This window comes from Opitutus sp. (assembly GCA_024998815.1).
Taxonomy (GTDB): Bacteria; Verrucomicrobiota; Verrucomicrobiia; order Opitutales; family Opitutaceae; genus Rariglobus.
In genome coordinates, this window is the sequence record JACEUQ010000002.1 from 500,230 (window position 1) to 519,817 (window position 19,588).

14 protein-coding genes are annotated in these 19,588 nt (G+C 63.2%); 11 read left to right on the forward strand and 3 right to left on the reverse strand.

What is annotated here, in order from left to right:
• Nucleotides 1–44 precede the first annotated feature (44 nt).
• Together H2170_10015 and H2170_10020 are read right to left on the reverse strand one after the other, a co-directional pair.
• A complete protein-coding gene (locus tag H2170_10015) occupies nt 45–1,118 on the reverse strand; it encodes a PAS domain-containing protein (protein MCS6300421.1) in 1,074 nt (357 codons plus the stop codon).
• Between the two features lie 4 nt (nt 1,119–1,122).
• Nucleotides 1,123–1,740 (reverse strand): response regulator transcription factor, encoded by a 618-nt coding sequence (locus H2170_10020; protein MCS6300422.1) that lies wholly within the window; start codon nt 1,738–1,740, stop codon nt 1,123–1,125.
• Between the two features lie 431 nt (nt 1,741–2,171).
• Here H2170_10020 and H2170_10025 point away from each other — a divergent pair, with 431 nt between their 5' ends.
• Nucleotides 2,172–4,718 (forward strand): circularly permuted type 2 ATP-grasp protein, encoded by a 2,547-nt coding sequence (locus H2170_10025; protein ID MCS6300423.1) that lies wholly within the window; start codon nt 2,172–2,174, stop codon nt 4,716–4,718.
• Between the two features lie 112 nt (nt 4,719–4,830).
• On the opposite strand, the gene H2170_10030 is transcribed toward H2170_10025, so the two are convergent.
• Nucleotides 4,831–7,926, reverse strand: a complete 3,096-nt coding sequence (locus tag H2170_10030; GenBank protein ID MCS6300424.1) for a PAS domain S-box protein — start codon at nt 7,924–7,926, stop codon at nt 4,831–4,833.
• A 721-nt stretch (nt 7,927–8,647) separates the two neighbouring features.
• On the opposite strand from H2170_10030, the gene H2170_10035 reads away from it, so the two are divergent.
• The 10 genes from H2170_10035 to H2170_10080 all read left to right on the forward strand — a co-directional run bounded on the left by H2170_10035 (nt 8,648) and on the right by H2170_10080 (nt 19,548).
• Nucleotides 8,648–9,415: an AraC family transcriptional regulator gene (locus H2170_10035; protein MCS6300425.1), complete on the forward strand. Its 768-nt coding sequence runs from the start codon at nt 8,648–8,650 to the stop codon at nt 9,413–9,415.
• Between the two features lie 246 nt (nt 9,416–9,661).
• Entirely contained in the window at nt 9,662–10,186 is a 525-nt protein-coding gene (locus tag H2170_10040) for a hypothetical protein (GenBank protein ID MCS6300426.1), read from the forward strand.
• 3 nt (nt 10,187–10,189) lie between these two features.
• Entirely contained in the window at nt 10,190–11,545 is a 1,356-nt protein-coding gene (locus tag H2170_10045; GenBank protein ID MCS6300427.1) for a Gfo/Idh/MocA family oxidoreductase, read from the forward strand.
• Nucleotides 11,546–11,647: 102 nt separating this feature from the next.
• Nucleotides 11,648–12,304, forward strand: coding sequence for a hypothetical protein (locus tag H2170_10050; GenBank protein ID MCS6300428.1), 657 nt, complete (start codon nt 11,648–11,650; stop codon nt 12,302–12,304).
• Nucleotides 12,305–12,318: 14 nt separating this feature from the next.
• Complete coding sequence (locus H2170_10055) at nt 12,319–13,746, forward strand: hypothetical protein (protein ID MCS6300429.1); 1,428 nt, start codon at nt 12,319–12,321, stop codon at nt 13,744–13,746.
• A gap of 41 nt (nt 13,747–13,787) precedes the next feature.
• The gene (locus tag H2170_10060) at nt 13,788–15,404 is read left to right on the forward strand and encodes an MFS transporter (protein ID MCS6300430.1); all 1,617 of its coding nucleotides are present in this window, start codon (nt 13,788–13,790) and stop codon (nt 15,402–15,404) included.
• 90 nt (nt 15,405–15,494) lie between these two features.
• Nucleotides 15,495–16,541: a sugar phosphate isomerase/epimerase gene (locus tag H2170_10065; protein MCS6300431.1), complete on the forward strand. Its 1,047-nt coding sequence runs from the start codon at nt 15,495–15,497 to the stop codon at nt 16,539–16,541.
• Nucleotides 16,542–16,668: 127 nt separating this feature from the next.
• Nucleotides 16,669–17,832: a Gfo/Idh/MocA family oxidoreductase gene (locus tag H2170_10070; GenBank protein ID MCS6300432.1), complete on the forward strand. Its 1,164-nt coding sequence runs from the start codon at nt 16,669–16,671 to the stop codon at nt 17,830–17,832.
• A gap of 34 nt (nt 17,833–17,866) precedes the next feature.
• Nucleotides 17,867–18,769: an FAD:protein FMN transferase gene (locus tag H2170_10075; protein ID MCS6300433.1), complete on the forward strand. Its 903-nt coding sequence runs from the start codon at nt 17,867–17,869 to the stop codon at nt 18,767–18,769.
• Nucleotides 18,766–19,548, forward strand: coding sequence for a glycosyltransferase (locus H2170_10080; protein ID MCS6300434.1), 783 nt, complete (start codon nt 18,766–18,768; stop codon nt 19,546–19,548). Before H2170_10075 ends, H2170_10080 begins: the two co-directional genes overlap by 4 nt.
• Nucleotides 19,549–19,588 lie beyond the last annotated feature (40 nt).

Sequence of the window (19,588 nt, forward strand, 5' to 3'; positions counted from 1 at the left end):
GTTTTCCGCCCTGTTCCGGTCCGGCCACCTGCTCCTACCGCCGCCTACGCGCGCCGGCGTTTCTGCGCCAACGGCAGGCGCAGCACCACCCGGGCTCCCTTGCCCACGCTGCTGCGCACCTTCAACCCGCCGCCCATGTAAACCGCCCGCTCTCGGATGCTGAGCAGCCCAAACCCGCCATCCGCAGCCTCGACCTGTCGAGGCGTGCGGAAGCCCTTGCCGTCATCCTCCACCGTCAGCACCAGTTCGCCAGCCTCCAGCTTCAGCCCAACCTGCACCACCTGCGCTGCGGCGTGTTTGCCCACATTGATCAACAACTCGCGCGCCGATCGAAACACCAGTTGCGCCACCTTTTCAGGCACCGGCTTGCGCCCGATCTCAAAATTGACCCGCACCACGAGCCCGAAACGCTGTGCCTGTTGCTCCCCCAGATTTTGCAGGGCCGCCTCCAATCCCAGTTCACGCAACAGCGGCGGGCTAAGCTCGGCCATCAGGCCGCGCGCCTCCTTCAACGCCGCCTCCACCAAACCGCACACCACCCCCAAGGCCGGCGGCACCTGCGCCCCCCCGAGGTCGCGCGTCAACTCCCCAAGCTGCATGCTGCACAACGCCAGGGTTTGCCCCACTTGATCGTGCACCTCGCAGGCCAGCTTCTGCCGCTCTGCCGCCTCGGTGCGAATCAGCCGTTCGGCCAGCACTTGTAGCTGGCGCTGATGCCTCAAGATCCTGGCCCGCTCCTTGCGCAGGTGGGTTACGTCCGCCTGAACCCCGATGTAATGGGTCAGCACACCCCGCTCGTCGAAAATCGGGGTCAAACTCAGGTCATTCCAAAACAGCGTCCCGTCCTTGCGGTAGTTGCGCAGGGTAACGCGTATTGGCTGCCCCGCCTCCCGTGCCGCACGGATAGTTTTAATCCCCGCCTGCTTGCGATCCGTCCCCTGCATCAACCGGCAATTGCGGCCGATCAACTCATCCCGGCTGTAGCCGGACATCGCCTCGAATGCCTGGTTCACATACACCAGCGGCTGGTCCGGCAGGCGGGCATCGACGACAGTAAAGCCGTGGCGCGCGTGGCCCAGGCAACGTCGCAGGACCTCGATCGGGATATGGTGGGGCATCAGCTCAGAGTTGGGCGATGCCCTCACGCAGGGCGATGCGCGTGAGATCGGCCAGCGTGCCGGCGTTGAGCTTGCGCTGAAGGTTGGCGCGGTGCACGTCGACCGTCTTCGAGCTAAGCTTTAGGGCGAACCCGATCTCCTTGGCGGTGGCGCCCTCGGCGAGCATCTGCAGCACCTCGCGCTCGCGCGGGGTGAGCGAACCGGTCAAGCCGTCCCCATCCCCATCAAGCTCGCCGAGCTGCGGACTGAAATAAGACTCCCGCCGGTTGGCGGCCGCGATCGCCAGCGGGAGCTGGTCAAAAGCGTGTTCCTTGAGCACGTAGGCGTCGGCCCCGGCCTCACGGGTGCCGCGCACGAGGTGGCGCTCGTTGTGCATCGAGATCATCACGATGCCCCGGCGGTAACCGCGTTCGCGCAACTGGCGGGTGGCCTCCATGCCGTTGAGCAAGGGCAGCCCCATATCCATGAGGACCACGTCGGGTTTTTGGGCCAGGACCAGCTCGACCCCAGCACGGCCGTCGGAGGCCTCGCCGATCACCCTCATCCCCTCGGCCTGCCCCAGCAGCGCCCGCAGCGCGTCGCGGATGATTTTATGGTCATCGATAATAATGAGGGTGGTCACAGTCACTGGGTTTAAACCCCAACCCTCCTGCCTCCGGAAAGCAAGGGCGGAGCCGTGTGGGCAGCCCCCCAGGATAATCGGTTAGCCCCAATGCCTGTAATGCATTCCTTGAGTCGATATAAGCACCTTAGCTCAAATGATATGGGCGAGACGCCCATGCCACGCCAAGCCCACGGGCGAGACGCCGGTGCCACGTCGGATGAGCCTGAGCGCCTTGGGCGTCCCGCCCCGTTTTTGGTTCTTAACGTGGCATGGGCGTCTCGCCCATGGGCTTGGCTAAAAGCTGGTTATGCCTGCGCGCCCAATGCCTTACAGGCATTGCGGTTACCCCCAAAGTTACCGAAACAGTTTCGCTAAAAATCCACCCGTTTCTGGCAAACGACGTGCTTGCGCCTAGCGCCCGCCCCCCTGTTTTATCCGCTTCGCCTTTCATGTCGTCCGCTCGGCCGCTTCACTTTCCCTCGCTCCATCCAGCGCAACTCCGCCCGTTGCGCACGCGGTTGCGTGCCTCCATTCGCGATGCAGGCCTGACCGACTTCGGGGTGGCCGCTGGCCCCGCCGGACTGCCGTTCTGGGAGCTCGAGCCGACCCCGCTGGTGATCGAGGCCCCCGAGTGGGCGCTGCTCGAAGCCGCCCTGCGCCAACGCGCCCATTACATCAACGCGCTGCTCGTCGACCTCTACGGCGGCCAACAGGCGCTTCACCAGGGGATCATCCCGCCCGAACTCGTCCTGGCCAACCCGTATTACCGCCGGCCTTGCCTCGGTCTTGAGCCCACCCGGCAGAGCCCGGCCACCCTGCTACGCTTCGACTTGGTTAAAACCACCGACGGCTGGCTGTTCGACGACGTCCACACCAACACCCCCATCGGCCTGAGCTATGCGGTGCAAAACCGCCGCTTCATGACCCAGGAGGCGGGCGAACTGTACCGCGCGTTGCCCGACTACCACAGCGTCATCAATTTTCCGCTACAACTGCTCGACCACCTCCGCGCGTTGGCCCCCGACTCAGTGAGCGCGCCGTCGATCGTGGTGCTCACCGCCGGCCCGCACGACCCGTTCTACTCCGAACACAGTTTCCTCGCCCGCAAAATGGGCCTGCCGCTGGCCCGTGGCGACGACCTGCTAGTGCTCGATAACCGCGTTTATTTCAAAACCATCGCCGGGCTGGAACGCGTCGACGTGATCTATCGCCGCCTCAACGACGCCCACATCGACCCGGTGGTGTTCTCCACCGACCGTGAAAACGCCGGTATCCCCGGCCTACTCCAGTGCATCCGTTCGGGCCGGGTGGTGGTCGCCAACGCCATTGGCACCGGTGTGGCCGAGAGCCGCGCGCTCAACGCGTTTGCCCCGCGCTTGCTTCGGTTTTACCTGGGCGAAAAGCCCCTGCTCGGATCGGTTCCCACGTTCACCTGCGGCGACACCGACCACCTCGATTACATCCTGGAAAACCACGACAGCCTGCGCATCCAGCCCACCCACGACGCGCGTATTGGCGACTGGCTGTCCACCGCAACAACCCGCGCACCAACCGCGCCGCACGGTGCCCTGCTCGGCCCCGATGGCCTGTCCCCCATCGTGCGCGCCAACCCGCACGCCTTCGTGGCCCGGCCGCGCCTGCAATTGCTGCCCGTCAGCCCCGGCTCGCGCAACGCCCCCCCGGCCCGCCTGAGCGCCTTCGTACTCTGCCAGGGTAAACACTTCTCGGTTTTCCCCGGCGGCTTGGTCCACATCAGCGCCGCCGAACCCAACCCCGCCCGTGTCGGCACCACCGCCGACACCGTTGTTCTCATCGACACCCAGGCCAACTCCGGCGACATCGCCGATCACGAGTCACCCGCCGGCGGCGTGCAGACCCACACCCTCGGTTCCCGCGCCGCAGAAAATCTGTTCTGGCTTGGCCGTTACCTGGAGCGCGCCGAGGCCACCGCGCGCATGTTGTCCATTTTGGAAGACGTGTCGCTGGAGGAGATTTCCGCGCGTGACCGCCGCCGCTGGCTGCCGCTGTGGCGCGGCCTGCTTGAAGCCACCGGCCACACCGACCACAAGATCACTGCCCGCGCCAATCCCCACGCCTCGCTGTCCACCGACTTGATGTGGCGCATGTCGCTGGACGCGGCCAACTCCAGTTCAATTTACTCCTCGGTGAGCTGGGCGGTAGAAAACGCCCGTCAACTGCGCGACTACGTGAGCCCCGAGGTCTGGACCACGCTGGGCCGCCTGCAGCGCCGCCTTGATGAGCTGCTCCAGCAAAGGCCCACCGCCGCCCGCCGCGCCAGCCTGCACACCGCCCGCGACCCCGCCCTGCCCGCCCAGGCGGTGCAAGCCGTGCTCACGGAAATCAACGCCATCATCGGCCTGGCCGAACGCACCATGATCCAGGATGCGGGCTGGCACTTTTTGCACATCGGCATGCACCTGGAGCGCGCCACCATGACCTGCAGTGCGCTGCGCCACGTGCTCGGCGCGCTCGACTCGGCCGCCCCTGCCACCAAGGAACCCGCCGGCCCGGCCGAGGCCCGCACTCCGTACCGCGACAACCCTGAGCTCTCGGCGCTGTTGCGCATGCTCGGCTCCCAAGACGCCTACCGCCGGCTTTATCAGATGCGCAGCCAACCGCGCCGGGTGGCCGAGTTGTTCCTGCAACAACCCGACGCGCCCCGCAGTATTTTCCACAATCTGCACCAGATTAAAACCAGCCTGCGATCGATCCGCCAGGACCTGGGTGAAGCCGGCGAAGGCCCCATGGTCGCGACGGTTGCCGAATTATTACAGTTCATCGCCAAGGTCCGGCTATCGGGACACTTTAACGACGAAGTGGCTACGGGCGCGGCGGCCACGGGTAAACTCAGCGACATCCTGGCCACGTTACTCGACCGCCTCTACCGCCTGCATCCGGTTTTGAGCGACCACTATTTTAGCCACCAAGCCCTCATCGCCCCCACGGCGGCGCCCCAGACCGAGTTCAAGCTGTAGCGCGGGCCGGCCGAACAAGTAGCGCAGACTTCCAGTCTGCTTCTAGAGTGCTTGAACGTGCCGGCACAAAGCAGACTGGAAGTCTGCGCTACTTTCAACAGCCACAAGCCTCTCACCCCTGCGAATCATCCATCACCGCACGGATCGTCTTGGCTAGATCGGTCAAACGGTAGGGTTTGGCCACCATGCCGTTGAAACCGTGAGCGCGGAAGTTGGCCATGATCGGGTCGCTCGAATAGCCGCTCGACACCAATCCCCTCACTCCGGGGTCCCGCTTACGAAGCTCCAGCATGGCCTCCCTGCCGCCCATTCCTCCCGGCACCGTCAGATCCATGATGACCAGATCAAAGCGTGAGTTAGCGGCCAGCGCCTCGACGTAGAGCGAAATCGCCTCCCGTCCGTCAACGGCGCCCACCACCTGAAAACCGAGCCGTTCCAGCAACGCCGACACCATCAGGCGAATCGGCTCTTCATCATCCATGAATAAAACCCGCCCTGTATAGGTCTTCGGCGCGGCGGCGACTTCATGGGGCACTGCGACGACACCCGGAACCGCCGGCAACCAAAACCGGAAGCGGGTGCCACGACCCAACTCGGAGTCGACTTCGATATGCCCCGAATGGCGGCGAATGATCGAATAAACCATGGCAAGCCCCAGCCCGTTGCCCGATTTTTTCGTGGTAAAGTAGGGCTCGAAAATATGCGCCAGGTTTTCCGCCGGGATTCCCTCACCCGTATCCTGAAGCGTGATGCACAGGTACTCGCCCGCACCCAGCTGGGCGATCGTCGTGGGCCCGAGGCGTTGGTTGGCCAAGGTCATCTGGATAACCCCGCCCTCGGGCATGGCCTGCACGGCGTTGATCACCAGGTTTTGCACCACCTGCCCGATCTGGCCCTTGTCCACATCGGCCGTCCACAAGCCCTCCTCGATGGTAAAATCGCACCGCGCCTTCGAGCCGTGCAGAGCGAAATGCGCCGCCTCTTTGATGACGTCGGGCAGGTTCACGGCGGAGCGCACCGGCTCCCCGCCGCGGGCAAAGGTCAGCAATTGTTGGGTGAGGTCGCGCGCCCGCATCACCCCAACCTCCGCGTTTTGCAACCAGCGCCCGGCCGCAGCCATCACCTGCACATCGAGCATGGCCAGCGTGATGTTGCCCATCACCACCGTGAGCAGGTTGTTGAAATCATGCGCGATGCCGCCGGCCAAAACCCCCACCGATTCCAGCTTCGAGGCCCGCAGGATCTCGGCCTCCAACCGCGCGCGCTCGGTGACGTCGCGCAACACCAGCACCGCGCCAATCGCCTGGTTGTGCACGTCGTGAATGGGGGCGCAACGGCCCTCGACCAGCCTCGGCGTGGCCGTGCGGTCAAACAGCGCGGTGCGCGGCGGCAGGTCGGCCACCTGGTCAGTTCTAATCGCCGCTTCGACGAGCGGCGGCAGCGCCTGCCGGCTCTTCTCATGACGCAGCACACAGACTTCCTCCAGTAACCGGCCGATCGCCGCAGTGGCCGTCCAGCCCGTCAGCTCGCACGCGGCCTCATTCAAAAACAGCACACGCCCCTGCACATCGGTGGTAACCACGCCCTCAGCCATCGCCCGCAGCGTCACCGCGAGGCGCTCGCGCTCCGCAGCCAGCGCCGCCTCGGTGCGCTTGATGCCGGTGAGGTCCACCAACACGACCTGCGACCATGCGTAGTTAGGCTCACCGCCCAGCGACGGCACCCACCAGCGGTAAAACACCCGGCGCGGCGTACCGTCGATCGCGTTAATCTGCATCTCGCCCTCGATCGCGGTGCGCCCGTCCCAGAGCGCATGACAAAGGGCACGGCGAACCTTCCCCACATCGCTGGTGACGATGCGCGAAAGCGAGGCGAACACCTCGGCCTGATTGGTGGCCCCCACCAGGCGGAAAGTCTCGTTGTTAACCCCCGTGAGCACCACCCCGTTAAGCTGGTGGTTAAACACCTCGGAATGCGCATCGGCATAGGTGTTGAAATCCGCCACGCCCTCCGCGCGTAACCCGGCCAACCACGCACGCAGGCCGCGAAGGTCGTATTCGATGATCGCCACCGGCGAGTTCTCAAAGAGCACGCGGTACCGCGCCTCGGAGGCGCGCAGCTGGTCCTCGGCCCGCTTGCGCTCGTCGATGTCGGTATGCGAACCGACCATACGGATCGGCTTGCCCGACAATTCGAACAGCGCCATGGCCTGCGAGCGAATCCACTTATAGCTGCCGTCCTTGCAGCGCATCCGGAATTCAGCCGAATAACTGCTACTCGTTCCGGCCAAATAGGCCTGCAACTTCAGCTTCACCTCCTTGGCGTCATCGGAATGGATGCGCGGCCAGAAATCCTCACCCGGGTTGATCATCTCGGTGCTGGAATAGCCGATAATCTCCTGCCAACGCTCCGAAACAAACGTCTCCTTGGTGGCGAAATCAAACTCCCACAAGCCCGCGTTAATGCCCATCACCGCCAGCCGCCAGCGATCTTCGACATCCTGAAGTTTGCCCTCAGCGGCGCGCAGCCCGCTCAAGTCGGTGAACGCGACCTGTACCCGGCTGTAATCGGGACGCCCCTCCACCACGGGAGCACTCCAGTGCATCAGACTGTGGCCCGGCAGGCCGTCGATGCCGCGATTGTTGAGCTCGCGGGTCATCTCGGACTCTCCCGCCCACAGGCACTTTAACTGCGCCACAAAAGCCGCCAGCACCTCTGGTGTGGGCTCGCTACGCAGGCTGGCCATGTAGTCAGCGACGTTGGCCACCCCGCTTAAGCGCAGGACGATCCGATTAGCATCCACCACCCGCACTTGCTTCAACTGCTCGGCCACCACCGCCGGGTGCGCCAACAGAAACGCATCGAGGTCGATCAGGCACCGCCGGCGCAGTTCATCCAACCACGCAACCACAGCCGAAAAATCCGTCTCCACGATAGCCACTGGCGCGTGATCGAAAAGGCTGCGTAACCGCGTCTCGGAGGCATGCAGGGCTTGCCTGTGACGGCCCACCTGCCGACGCAACCGGCCATTGAGCCACCAGGCCAGCGGCCCGCCCAACGCCAGTACACCCAAGGCTGGAACGATCCACGGCGCCGATTGAGCCGCCCCCCCGCCGACCTCCTGGGCTTGGGCCGAAAGCGTGGCCAACGGCAGCGTACTCGCTACCAGGCACCAGCGCGTAGACCTTGAAAAATGGGGGCGAGGCATAACAGGGACAGAAAAGTTCGCCCCCAAAATGCGTTCCCCAGCCGCCCGGTGTCGAGGCGCAACCTCCATGTCCGCCACAGGTCCACTCAGGAGTCCCGCTTCAAACAACGGAATTTTTAACCGCTAATGAACGCTAAGATACGCTCATGCAGAAGCCCTGTATTCCTGGTTTTTTATTAGCGGCTATTAGCGTTCATTAGCGGTTAACCGGTTCGTTTATATTTTTTTGCGTGCGAAATCGTTCAACTTCAGCGTGGCGGTGTAGGTCGGCTACATTGCGCTGTTTTCCACCGCGCTTCAGACCGGCGTCTCTTTGAATTTAGACTTTGGGAGGGACCACCTCCGTGTGGTCTGGATCGAGGCACGGACGACACGGAGGTCGTCCCTCCCTTATCCAAACAAAGTCTAAAACCATTTAGCTTTTGGTATTAGAGACCGGCCAGTAGCAGAATTATGGATTCTGCAGGTGGAGCCCGTTTTGCAGCCGCGGTCGCCGCCGCCGGAGCCCGAAGGTAAACCCACGCCGCTGTTTCTAACCACACTAGGCATCGACGCATGACGCACTCACACAAATTCAACATTCAACTCATCCCCCTAATACATGCTATAAAGTAACGATTTAACTAAAAAATCCCAACAAAACAAAACAGGAAATTAACCCAGGTGATGTTTTTCTAATAAAAATATTGACCCGACATTAAGCTTCGGCAGTTTTCGGCTCATGCCCCTCGCCGAGCCCCCTGCCACCCCGCAGACGGCCGCTTTCAACCTCGATGCGTTCCATCGGCGTATGAACAGCAGCCGCCACATCGAGCTGCTGCTCGGCCAAGTTCAAGACGTGAACTATTTCGCCAAGGATGAGCTGGGTCGATTCGTTCAGGCAGATCCCGGCTTCGTGGCGATGCTGGGTGCAACCAAGCCCGAAGACGTGCTGGGACGCACGGACGCCGACTTCTTTCCGCCTGAGATCACCGCCCGCTTCGTAGCCGACGACCGCGCCGTGATGACCACCGGCGAACCCCTGCTCCAGCAAATCGAACCCGTCCCGCGTCCGGACCGCACGTTTGAATGGCGCACCGTCTCCAAAGTTGCCTTACGCGATGCAGATGGCCGGGTGATCGGCGTAGCCGGTGTTACCTGCCTAATCGACGGCGCGAACGCCGCCTGCCCGCCCGGCATTTTCGCGGTACTGGAACACATCGGACAGCACTATGGGCAAAGCCTGACCATGCAGGACTTCACCCAGGTTTCAGCGCTTTCGGCGAGCACGCTTGAGCGGCATTTTGCGCAGATTTTTAAAACCTCGCCGCTGCGCTACTTGAACACCGTGCGCCTGCGTGCCGCCCGCCACCTGCTGCTGACCACCGACGACAGCGTGGGCGAGATCGCGGTTGCCTGTGGTTTTTGCGACCAAAGCCACATGACCGCGCTGTTCACCCAAAATTTTGGCACTACGCCGCGCCGCTACCGCATAGCGCATCGGCAATAATACCGATCCCCAGCTTAAGTTTATAAACCCTGTGTCGATTGCTTAACCGCCCCCCCCCCCCCCCCCCCAACATGAACCGCCGCGCTTTCTTTAAACTCATTGCAGCCGTCCGACTACTCAAGGGCAAGGAGTCCGAGGCATTCCTCAAGGAATTCGCCGCCCCCAAACCCGCCGCATCTTAAGCCCAGCCTGCTGATGACACTCTCCACGACGCCTAACTTTCAACCCTTACCACCTATTTAAATCATGAGTACTCTCACCCCGCCCACCGTCTTCGGCTTCACTGGGCATTCGCTCGCCTTTCTCTCGCTCCGCCTCTGGCTGGGCTCACGCGCCCTCATCACCGGCCTCGAAAAATACTCCGCCAAAATCACCGTCCAAGAACCAATGCTGGATGCCGCCGGGCAACCCGACATGAGCGGGGCAATGATGGACGTGGAGAAGAAGGTGTATGGTCTGAAATACTACCACGCCCTACCCGACTCCTTGCAGACCAAGTTCGCCTCCGAACCTCTGCTGCCCGGCTTTCTCTGCACGCCCTTTTACACCCTTCTGGGACCGGCATTGATCATCCTCGGAGTTCTACTGCTGGCGGGTGTGGCCAACCGTCTGACTCTCTTCGCCATGGCCGGGCTCTACGCTTCCCTCACCTTCGGCCTCATGCTTATCGGCCAAGATGCCGGTGTGTCCTGGTTGGCCATCCACGTGGGCCTAGTGGCCCTCGCGCTAACCTTGGTTGACCACAACCGCTTCGCCATTACCCGCGCCTAATCCATGAACCCCATCACTAACATCGTCTCCCCCTCCACCGGTTTCTCCCGCCGGAGTTTTCTCGGCCTTTCCGCAGGAGCGCTCGCGCTCGCCAGCACTCCCCGGCTTTTCGCTCAAGTCACCGGCGCCGGGTCGTCAGAAAAGCCGCTGCGCATCGCCCTGGTTGGCTACGGTGCCCAAGGACGGGTACTGGCCGAGAGCCTGCTCAAAATCGGCGACATCAAGCTGGTCGCCCTGTGCGACATGTGGGACTACGCGCGCACCTACGGAGAACGTTATTTCAAAGCGGCTGGCGTCGACCTCACCGGTTACAGCGACCTCGATGAGATGCTCGCCAAGGAAAAGGGCCTCGACGCAGTCATCATTGCCACCCCGGACGTATTCCACGCCCCCCACACCAACACGTGCCTCAAGGCCGGCCTGCACGTTTACTGCGAGAAAATGATGTCCAACACCGTGGAGGGCGCCCGCTCCATGGTGCAGACAATGAAAGAGACCGGCCGCCTGCTCCAGATTGGTCACCAGCGGCACAGTAATCCTCGCTACCGCTTCACCCGTGAGCGCCTGCTGGGTGAGGCTAAGCTGTGCGGCCAACTGACCGGTGCTCAAGCCCAGTGGAACCGCGCTGCCACCAAGGATCTCGGCTGGCCGAAAAAGTCCGACATTCCGGCGGCAACCTTGGCCCATTACGGTTTCCCCGACATGGCCACGTTTAGAAACTGGCGTTGGTTTAAAAAATTCGGCGGCGGCCCGCTCTCCGACCTTGGCGCCCACCAGATCGATATCTTCAGTTGGTTCTTTGGTCGGTTGCCCAGCACGGTGATCGCCAGCGGCGGTGTCGATTTCTACAAGACCCACGAGTGGTTCGACAACGCCATGGTGATCTACGAATTCCCCCAGCCCGAAGGCCACGTGGCGCGCGCCTTTTACCAAGTGCAAACCACCACCAGTTCCGGCGGCGGCTACTGGGAGCAGTTCATGGGCAGCGAGGGCACCGTGCGTATTTCCGAAAACCCCACGCAGACCAAAATCTACCGCGAAGCCGCCGCACCGTCCTGGGAAGAGTGGGCGCGGAAAAACTACCTGCGTGCCGACGTCGCACCCGTTGCCGCCGCGCCCGCCGCCGACGCCAAAGTGGACGCCCGCGAGACCGCCCCCTTGGCCACCTATGGTCTGCCGATCACCCTGAACAAGGCCATCCACCAGTATCACCTGGAGAACTTTTTTCAGGCGATCCGCGGCAAAGCCAAACTGAACTGCCCGGCCGACGAAGCCTTCCGCAGCGAATACCCGATTTTCAAAGCCATCGAAGCCATCGAAAAACGTCAGCTCATCACCATCGAAGAACCTGTCGTCTAACCCGCCTCCCCGTAGCGCAGGCTTCCAGCCTGCCTTTGAGCAGACTGGAAGTCTGCGCTACTGCCAAAGTTGAATGCGAATTAGTTTAACCCACTTCATTTCATGAAACCCACCCTCGCTCTCCTGCTCTCCGCCTTGGCCCTCACCGGTACCGTGCGTGCCGCCGACCTGGTGCCTTTGGTCACCGAACTGCCCAAGCCGATGCTCGTCGGCACGCCAGTGGCGATCAAAGTCGACAACCTCGAAAACGCCCCGGCCGCCGACGCGCCGTTCCTCATCCCCAAAACGGCCCAAAACCTCGCGCTCAAACGGCCCGTGACCAGCAGCGACCCGACACCACTGCTCGGTGACTACGACCTCGTCACCGATGGCGACAAGGACGCCTCCGAAGGCTGCTTTGTGGAAATGGCCAAGGGCACCCAGTGGGTGCAGATCGACCTCGGAAAAACCGCCGAAATCAACGCGGTTTACGTCTGGCATTTCCATTCCCAGCAGCGCGTTTACCTCGGCATGGTGGTGCAAATCTCCGACGACCCCGACTTCATTTCCGGGGTCACGGTGATCTACAACAACGACGCCAAAAACCTCAGCGGCCGCGGCGCCGGCAAAGACAAATCCTACATCGAAACCAACAAGGGCCGCCTGCTCGACGCCAAGGGCGCCAAGGGCCGCTACGTGCGCCTTTATAGCAACGGTAGCTCTGCAAACTCAGCCAACCATTACACCGAGGTCGAAGTCTGGGGCACGCCGACCTCGTGATTGGCTGCCGCCCCATGACCCGTTGGCTCCTGCCGCTGCTGGTTTTTGGGGTGGCGCTCTGCTTTCGTTTGCCCGGGTTGGAGTCGCGGCCGGTTCACCCCGACGAGGCGGGCAACGCTTACCAGCTCGACGGCCTGTTCAACGGTGAGGGCTACCGTTATCTCACCCACGACCACCACGGACCCACACTCTACCACCTCACCGCCGCAGTCCTGGGTGTGACGGGCCCGCTCAAAGCGGCCGACCGGAAAATCTGGATGCTCCGGATATTCCCGGCGGTCGCCGGAGCCGCCCTCGCCGCCACAGCCTCTGCTTGGTTCCTCACACTTTTCGGTTTAACGCCCGCCTTGGGTGCTGCGTTCTTTCTCAGTTTGTCTGCGCCGTTTGTTTACTACAGCGGCACGTTTATCCACGAATCGTTCGTCATCCTGCTGCTGCTCGGCTGGTTCGTCGCCACTTGGCACGCGGTCAACGGCGGCCGAGTTCGCACGACGCTGCTAGCGGGTCTTTGTGCCGGGTTGCTACTCGCGACCAAGGAAACCGGGGCGCCGCTCATGGGCCTGCTGGGGCTGGCGATTCTCGGCATCGCGCGTCCGCCCTGGCGCCGACTGGTCGTCGTCAGCGGCCAAGCGGGTGCGGTGTGTTTGGCCGTCGTGCTGTTTTTTTACAGCGACTTCGGCCGGCACCCTGAGCGTGCGTTCGATCTGTTTCGCGCCATTGGCCAACACGTGGGACGCAGCCACGGCACCGAGCACGCTTTTCCGTGGTTCACCTACGCGCGCTGGTTCTTGGCCCCGACGCCCGTCGGCTGGCCGTGGAGCACGTGGCTTTTACTCGGCTTCGGCGGCTTCGGCTTATGGGCCCACCGCCGCCACCCCCTGGCCCGGGCACTCGCCTTGGGTTTCGTCCTGCTGGCGTCGTTCTTCTCCATCCTCCCTTATAAAACTCCCTGGCTCATCCTAGCGCCGCTCTTGCCCTTGGCGCTGTTGGCCGGTCTGGGTGCGGAAAACCTCGTCGCCCGCCTGCGCGAACGGCGGCTCGTCGGGCTGGCGGTGGCCGCCGGGTTTTTAGTCGCCGGATTGCTGGCGACCGAGACCCTGGCGCGCTGCCAGCGCCACGCGGTCAATCCGGCCAACCCGCTCGCCTATTCGCCGGGCAGCGCCGACCTCGCCCGCCTGGAGCGCGATCTCGCCGCCCAAGCCACCACCACCAAGTCCGGGCGTCCTTTGCGGGTTCAGGTAATCGCCCGCGACTACTGGCCGTTGCCGTGGATTCTACGGCGCTACGAGGTCGGTTACTGGCCGGAGCCGCCCGCCGCGCTTCAACCGGGTATCGTGCTCGTTGAGCCCGAGTATCTCGGGGCCCTCGCCGAACCGGGCATGGAGTTCACGCCCTACGAAGTGCGTCCCGGCCTCACCCTCTTTCTCTCCCGTATTCGCTGACCGACCTCAGCTCCCCCTTTCCCACTTTCCCACACACACCTATGACACAGTCCGTCTCACCCAAAACCAATCCCAGCCAGCTTGTCTTCTGGGGTTGTTTCGTCGCGCTCATCGCCACCTCGTTTGGCTTCATCACTCGCATGATGTTGCTCGGCCGCTTTCAGACCGATTTCGGTTTGGATAAAGTCCAGCTCGGCGAACTCCAAGGAGCGGGCATCTGGCCCTTCGCCATTTCGATCATCTTGTTCAGCCTGATCATCGACCGGGTCGGTTATCGTGTGGCGATGATTTTTTCTTTCGCCTGTTACGCCGGTTATCTGGCCATGGCCTCGTTCGCCTACCTCTCGATCCAAGGGCTCGAGGGCGTCGCACTTCAAGCCGCTCAAAACCGTGGTTACAGCCTGCTCTATTGGGGCAGCATCATCCTCGGCCTGGGCAACGGTACCGTAGAAGCCTTTGTTAACCCGCTCGTCGCCACGATCTTCAAGACCGACAAGACCAAGTGGCTCAATAAACTCCACGCCGGTTGGCCTGCGGGTCTGGTGCTCGGCGGCCTCATCACTATCGGCCTGAGCTCCACCGCCAGCCACGGCGACTGGCGCCTGGTGCTCGGTCTAATCGCGCTGCCCTCGGTTGTTTTCTTCGGCCTTCTGATCGGTGCCAAGTTTCCGCAAAGCGAACGCGAGCAGGCCGGTGTTTCCTACCGCGAAATGCTCGGCGAGTTCGGCATGTTCGGTGCCTTGGTCGCCTTCGGCCTGATTTTCGCCCAACTCGGTCAAGTGTTCGGCTGGAGCACGGGCGTGACCATCGGCCTGACCGCCACCGTCGTGCTCGGTTTTGGCGCCTACACCCGACGTCTGGGCAACGCCCTACTCGCGTTTCTCATTCTCCTCATGATGCCGCTGGCCACCGCCGAAATCGGCACCGACGGCTGGATCAGCAGTTTGATGGAGCACCCGCTGGCCGCCGCCGGCCACAACCCCGGCTGGGTTCTGGTTTATACCTCGGCGATCATGATGGCCCTGCGCTTTTTCGCGGGCTCGATCATTCACCGTCTCTCGCCGATCGGCTTGCTCATCGGTAGCTCCGTCCTGGCTATCGTCGGCCTTACCCTGCTGTCGCACTGCGCCGAGGCTTCGCTTCTCGCCATCTTCGCTGCGGCTACCCTCTACGCCGTGGGCAAAACCTTCTTCTGGCCCACCATGCTGGGGGTCGCCTCCGAACAATCGCCCCGTGGCGGTGCGCTCACGCTCAACGCCATGGGTGGCGTCGGCATGATCGCCGTCGGCGTGCTCGGTTTCCCCTACATCGGCGCCGTGCAGGAAAAAACCGCCAGCGCCCACCTGCTCACCGAGGCTCCCTCGATCGCCCAAACCGTGTTGGTGGAAAAGTCCTACCTGCTCGGTGGCTACCAGGCGATTCAGGCCGACAAAGCTGCCGCGCTCGCCGAACCCGCCGCTCAGGCCAAATTGGCCGCCGCGCAACTCGCCGGGCAATTCGATGCCCTCGGCCACATGGCGATTTTCCCCGCTCTGATGTTGGTCGGCTACATCGGTCTGTTCCTGTTTTTCCGCGCCAAGGGCGGCTACCGTCCGGTCTCGCTCGATTCCACCTCGAAGCATTCCAAGGCAAAGCAAAACGAGCTGCAGGAGGTTTAAACAGACACTGGCTCTCCAACGAGGCCGCGCGGCTGAGCGCGCGGCCTCCGATTCCGCCGCCTCGCTTAACGAATCACGCACTCACTTTTCATGAAACGCTCCGTCACCTTATTCACCGGCCAATGGGCCGATCTTCCCCTCGCCGAACTCGCACCGTTGGCCAAAAAAATGGGCTATGACGGACTTGAGCTCGCCTGCTGGGGCGACCACTTCGACGTCGAGGCCGCCACCGCCTCGCCCACCTACGCCCGTGAACGCTGGGAGTTGCTCGCCGACCACGGCCTGACCTGCGTGGCACTCTCCAGCCACTTGGTCGGCCAAGCGGTCTGCGATCCCATCGACGCCCGCCACCAGGCCATCCTCTCGCCCACGGTTTGGGGCGATGGCGACCCCGAGGGCGTACGCCGCCGTGCCGCCGACACCATGATCGCCACCGGCCAGGCTGCCCGTGCCTTTTTTGACGCCCGCCCCGCCTCGCTGGCCCCGGCCATCCCGCACGCGCCGGTGGTCAACGGCTTTACCGGTTCCTCGATCTGGCACGCGCTTTACGCTTTTCCGCCCACCTCGCAGGCCTACTACGACGCCGGGTTCGCCGACTTCGCCAAGCGTTGGACGCCCATCCTCAACGCCTTCGATGCGGTCAACGTGAACTTTGCCCTCGAAGTTCACCCCACCGAGATCGCCTTCGACATCGCCTCGGCCCAGCGCGCCCTCGCGGCCGTGAACAACCACCGCCGCTTCGGTTTCAACTACGACCCGTCCCACCTCGGATACCAAGGCGTCGATTACGTTAAATTCATCCGCAGCTTCCCCGACCGCATTTTCCACGCCCACATGAAAGACGTGTGGTGGGGCCACGGTGACGGCACGGTCGGCGTGTTCGGCGGCCACACCTCGTTTGGTGACGCCCGTCGCCAATGGGATTTCCGTTCGGTGGGTCGCGGCGATATCCGGTTCGAGGACGTCATCGTAGCACTCAACGACATCGGCTACCGCGGACCGCTCTCCGTGGAATGGGAAGACATCCGTATGGATCGCGTGCAAGGAGCCACTGAATCCGCCGCCTTCGTGCGTCGGTTGGATTTCTCCCCCAGTGCCGTGGCCTTCGACGCCGCCTTCGACAAAAAACAGCAATAACGAACAGAATTACACAGAGGGCACGAGAGGTGACACAGAGGCCACAGAGCCAATCCAACCATGTCTTTCTCCGTGACCTCTGTGCATCCTCTAGTGCCCTCTGTGTAACTTTCCGTTTTCCTCTCCCATGTCTCTAAATCGCAAACTTCGTTACGGCATGATCGGTGGCGGCCGCGGCGCCTTCATCGGCGCTGTCCACCGCATCGCTTCGCAAATGGACGGCCAGGCCGAGCTCGTCGCCGGCGCCTTCTCCGCCGATCCAGAAAAATCCGCCGCCTCCGGCGCGGACCTATTTCTCGACCCGACTCGCGTTTACGGCTCCTACGCCGAGATGGCCCGCGTTGAGGCCGCACGCCCCGCCGCCGATCGACTCGACTTCGTAGTGATCGTCACGCCGAATCACCAGCACTTCGGCCCCGCTCAAGCGTTTCTCGAAGCCGGCTTTCACGTCGTCTGCGACAAACCGGTTACCCTCGACCTCGCCCAAGCCCGGACCTTGCGCGACATCGTGCACCGCAGTGGCAATATCTTTGCCCTCACCCACAACTACACCGGCAACGCCATGGTGAAACAGGCCCGGGCCTTTGTCCGCGAAGGCCGCCTCGGCACCTTGCGCAAAGTCGTGGTCGAGTACCCGCAAGGCTGGCTGTCCACGCTCCTCGAAGCCACCGGCCAAAAACAAGCCGGCTGGCGCACCGACCCCGCCCGCTCGGGCGCGGCCGGTTGCATCGGCGACATCGGCACCCACGCCGAAAACCTAGCCCGCTACATCACCGGCCTGCGCATCAGCGAACTCTGCGCCGACCTGACCACCTTCGTCGAAGGCCGCGCCCTCGACGACGACGGCAACATCCTCCTGCGCTTCGAAGGCGGCGCCAAGGGCGTGCTTCACAGTTCGCAGATCTCCGTCGGCGAAGAAAACGCGCTCAACATCCGCGTTTACGGCGAAAAGGCCGGCCTGGAGTGGAGCCAGGAACACCCCAACGAGTTGCTGCTCAAATTCCCAGATCAGCCCACGCAAATCTGGCGACGCGGCAACGGCTACGTCGGTCCCGCTGCGACCGCCGTCACCCGTATTCCGGCCGGCCACCCCGAGGGTTATTTGGAAGCCTTCGGTAACATTTACCGCGAGGTCTTCCGGGCGATTCGCGCCACCCAGGCTGGCCAACCGCTGCCGGCCGACCTCGATTTCCCGACCATCGAGGACGGCGTCGAAGGCATGGCGTTTATTGAGACCGCCGTGGCCAGCTCCCGCGCTGGCGCCGTTTGGGTGAAGTTCCCCCAGCTCTGAGCCGCTCAGCGGCAATCATCTACCCCTATTCGCCATGTTATCCTCCTCCACCTCGGCCTTTCGGTCCCAACAGCGCTACCGGCACGAGGCGATGGCCACCTGGTTTGAGCTGAGGATCGACACGACGGATGCCGATTACGCCGCACAAGCGTCGCAGGAGATATTCAGCCGCATCGACCGGCTGGAGTCGCTGCTCAGCCGTTACCGGGAGGACAGCGAAGTGCGTCAACTCGGGCGCCTTGCCCCGGGTGAGGCGATGCGCCTCCACCCCGACACCTTCGCCTGCCTGCGCCAGGCGCTGGACTTGGCGACGGCGACCGGCGGTGCCTTTGACCCGGCACTCGGCCACCTACGTCCCGCCCACGGCGTGGTGGCGAACGCCTCCACCCCGCGCGGTCGCCTCCTGCTAGATCCTGAAGCAGGCCGAGTGACCTGCGAAGGGGGCCCCGTTCACCTCGACCTCGGGGCCATTGGCAAAGGTTACGCCCTTGACCGCGCCGCCGAGGTTTTGCGCGAGTGGGACCTGCCGCACGCCCTCCTGCTGGCAGGCGGTAGCAGCTTACTCGCCTTGGCTGCTCCTCCCGGTACGGCAGGCTGGGAAATCGGCCTGACTGCCCGCCAAAGCATCTGGCTGGCCGACATCGCGCTCGGTGCCTCCGGCTCGACGGTTAAAGGTAAACACATTTTGGATCCGCGGGATGGTTCGCCGTCGCACGGTTTTTTCCGCACCTGGGCGAGCGCACCCTCAGCGGCCGCCGCCGATGGCCTTTCCACCGCCGCCATGCTCCTCGAGCGCGCCGAACTGGATCAGTTGGCCACGCGCTTGCCGGAAACCGGGTTTGCCCTCATCGCCGCCGAGGAACGCGCCGAGGCACTGGAACCCTTTGGGCTTTTCCCGCTGCTTGGTCCCATTTCGACCTCACCGCGGACTGAATGAACGTTCCATCCCAATCCAGTAGCATCTGCTTAGTCATTCCTGCGTGGTGCGAAACCGTGCGACTCGACGCCTTTGTCCAACGGTTATTTCCCGCCCTCGCCGCGTCTGGTTTGTCCGTGACCGTACAAATCGTAGACGACGGCTCCCCTTCACAGTTGGCGGAAGCGTTGGCTGACCGCTGCGAGGCATGGCGCGCCCAATATGCCTTTGTAAATCCCCTGCACCGCCTTCCGACCAACAGGGGCAAAGGCGGTGCGGTTTACGCCGGCTGGGACTTGGCCTGCGCCGCCGACGCGTGTTGGCTGGGGTTTTGTGATGCCGACGGCAGCGTGGAAGCCGACGAACTGCTGCGCCTTTGCCGCGAAGCTTTGGCCGCTCCCGCACCGGTTTGCCTTTGCGCCAGCCGCCACGTCGCCGGAGCCGACGCCCGCTGGGGTTCGCCCTTGCGCCAAGCCCTGAGCCACCTGTTCGCCGCCTGGGTGCGCTGGCACACGCGGTTAACGGTGAGGGATAGCCAATGCGGTGCCAAAATCATGCCCGCTGCGATCTACCGTGCGGTGCGACGTGAACTGAAAGAGGAGCGCTTCGCCTTCGATCCCGAGTTGTTACTGGCCTGCCAAAAGGCGGGCGCGACGATCAGGGAGATGCCGGTGCGTTGGCGCTGGCAACCCGGCAGTCGGCTCAAGTTGGGCCGAGACGGTTGGGCGATGCTTTGCGCAATCCGCCGGCTCAGCCGCGTGCCCATCGGCGCGCCGCCTGCGCAACCGCGCGCCAATTAGGCCGTCACGCCCGCGCCCTGCACTGCGGCTCGAATTCCTG

Excerpts from the sequence above, each read along its gene's own strand:
- H2170_10015 (MCS6300421.1), bottom strand. The coding sequence starts at position 1,118 with ATGCCCCACCATATCCCGATCGAGGTCCTGCGACGTTGCCTGGGCCAC.
- H2170_10025 (MCS6300423.1), top strand. The coding sequence starts at position 2,172 with ATGTCGTCCGCTCGGCCGCTTCACTTTCCCTCGCTCCATCCAGCGCAA.
- H2170_10030 (MCS6300424.1), bottom strand. The coding sequence starts at position 7,926 with ATGCCTCGCCCCCATTTTTCAAGGTCTACGCGCTGGTGCCTGGTAGCG.
- H2170_10035 (MCS6300425.1), top strand. The coding sequence starts at position 8,648 with ATGCCCCTCGCCGAGCCCCCTGCCACCCCGCAGACGGCCGCTTTCAAC.
- H2170_10040 (MCS6300426.1), top strand. The coding sequence starts at position 9,662 with ATGAGTACTCTCACCCCGCCCACCGTCTTCGGCTTCACTGGGCATTCG.
- H2170_10045 (MCS6300427.1), top strand. The coding sequence starts at position 10,190 with ATGAACCCCATCACTAACATCGTCTCCCCCTCCACCGGTTTCTCCCGC.
- H2170_10050 (MCS6300428.1), top strand. The coding sequence starts at position 11,648 with ATGAAACCCACCCTCGCTCTCCTGCTCTCCGCCTTGGCCCTCACCGGT.
- H2170_10055 (MCS6300429.1), top strand. The coding sequence starts at position 12,319 with ATGACCCGTTGGCTCCTGCCGCTGCTGGTTTTTGGGGTGGCGCTCTGC.
- H2170_10060 (MCS6300430.1), top strand. The coding sequence starts at position 13,788 with ATGACACAGTCCGTCTCACCCAAAACCAATCCCAGCCAGCTTGTCTTC.
- H2170_10065 (MCS6300431.1), top strand. The coding sequence starts at position 15,495 with ATGAAACGCTCCGTCACCTTATTCACCGGCCAATGGGCCGATCTTCCC.
- H2170_10070 (MCS6300432.1), top strand. The coding sequence starts at position 16,669 with ATGTCTCTAAATCGCAAACTTCGTTACGGCATGATCGGTGGCGGCCGC.
- H2170_10075 (MCS6300433.1), top strand. The coding sequence starts at position 17,867 with ATGTTATCCTCCTCCACCTCGGCCTTTCGGTCCCAACAGCGCTACCGG.
- H2170_10080 (MCS6300434.1), top strand. The coding sequence starts at position 18,766 with ATGAACGTTCCATCCCAATCCAGTAGCATCTGCTTAGTCATTCCTGCG.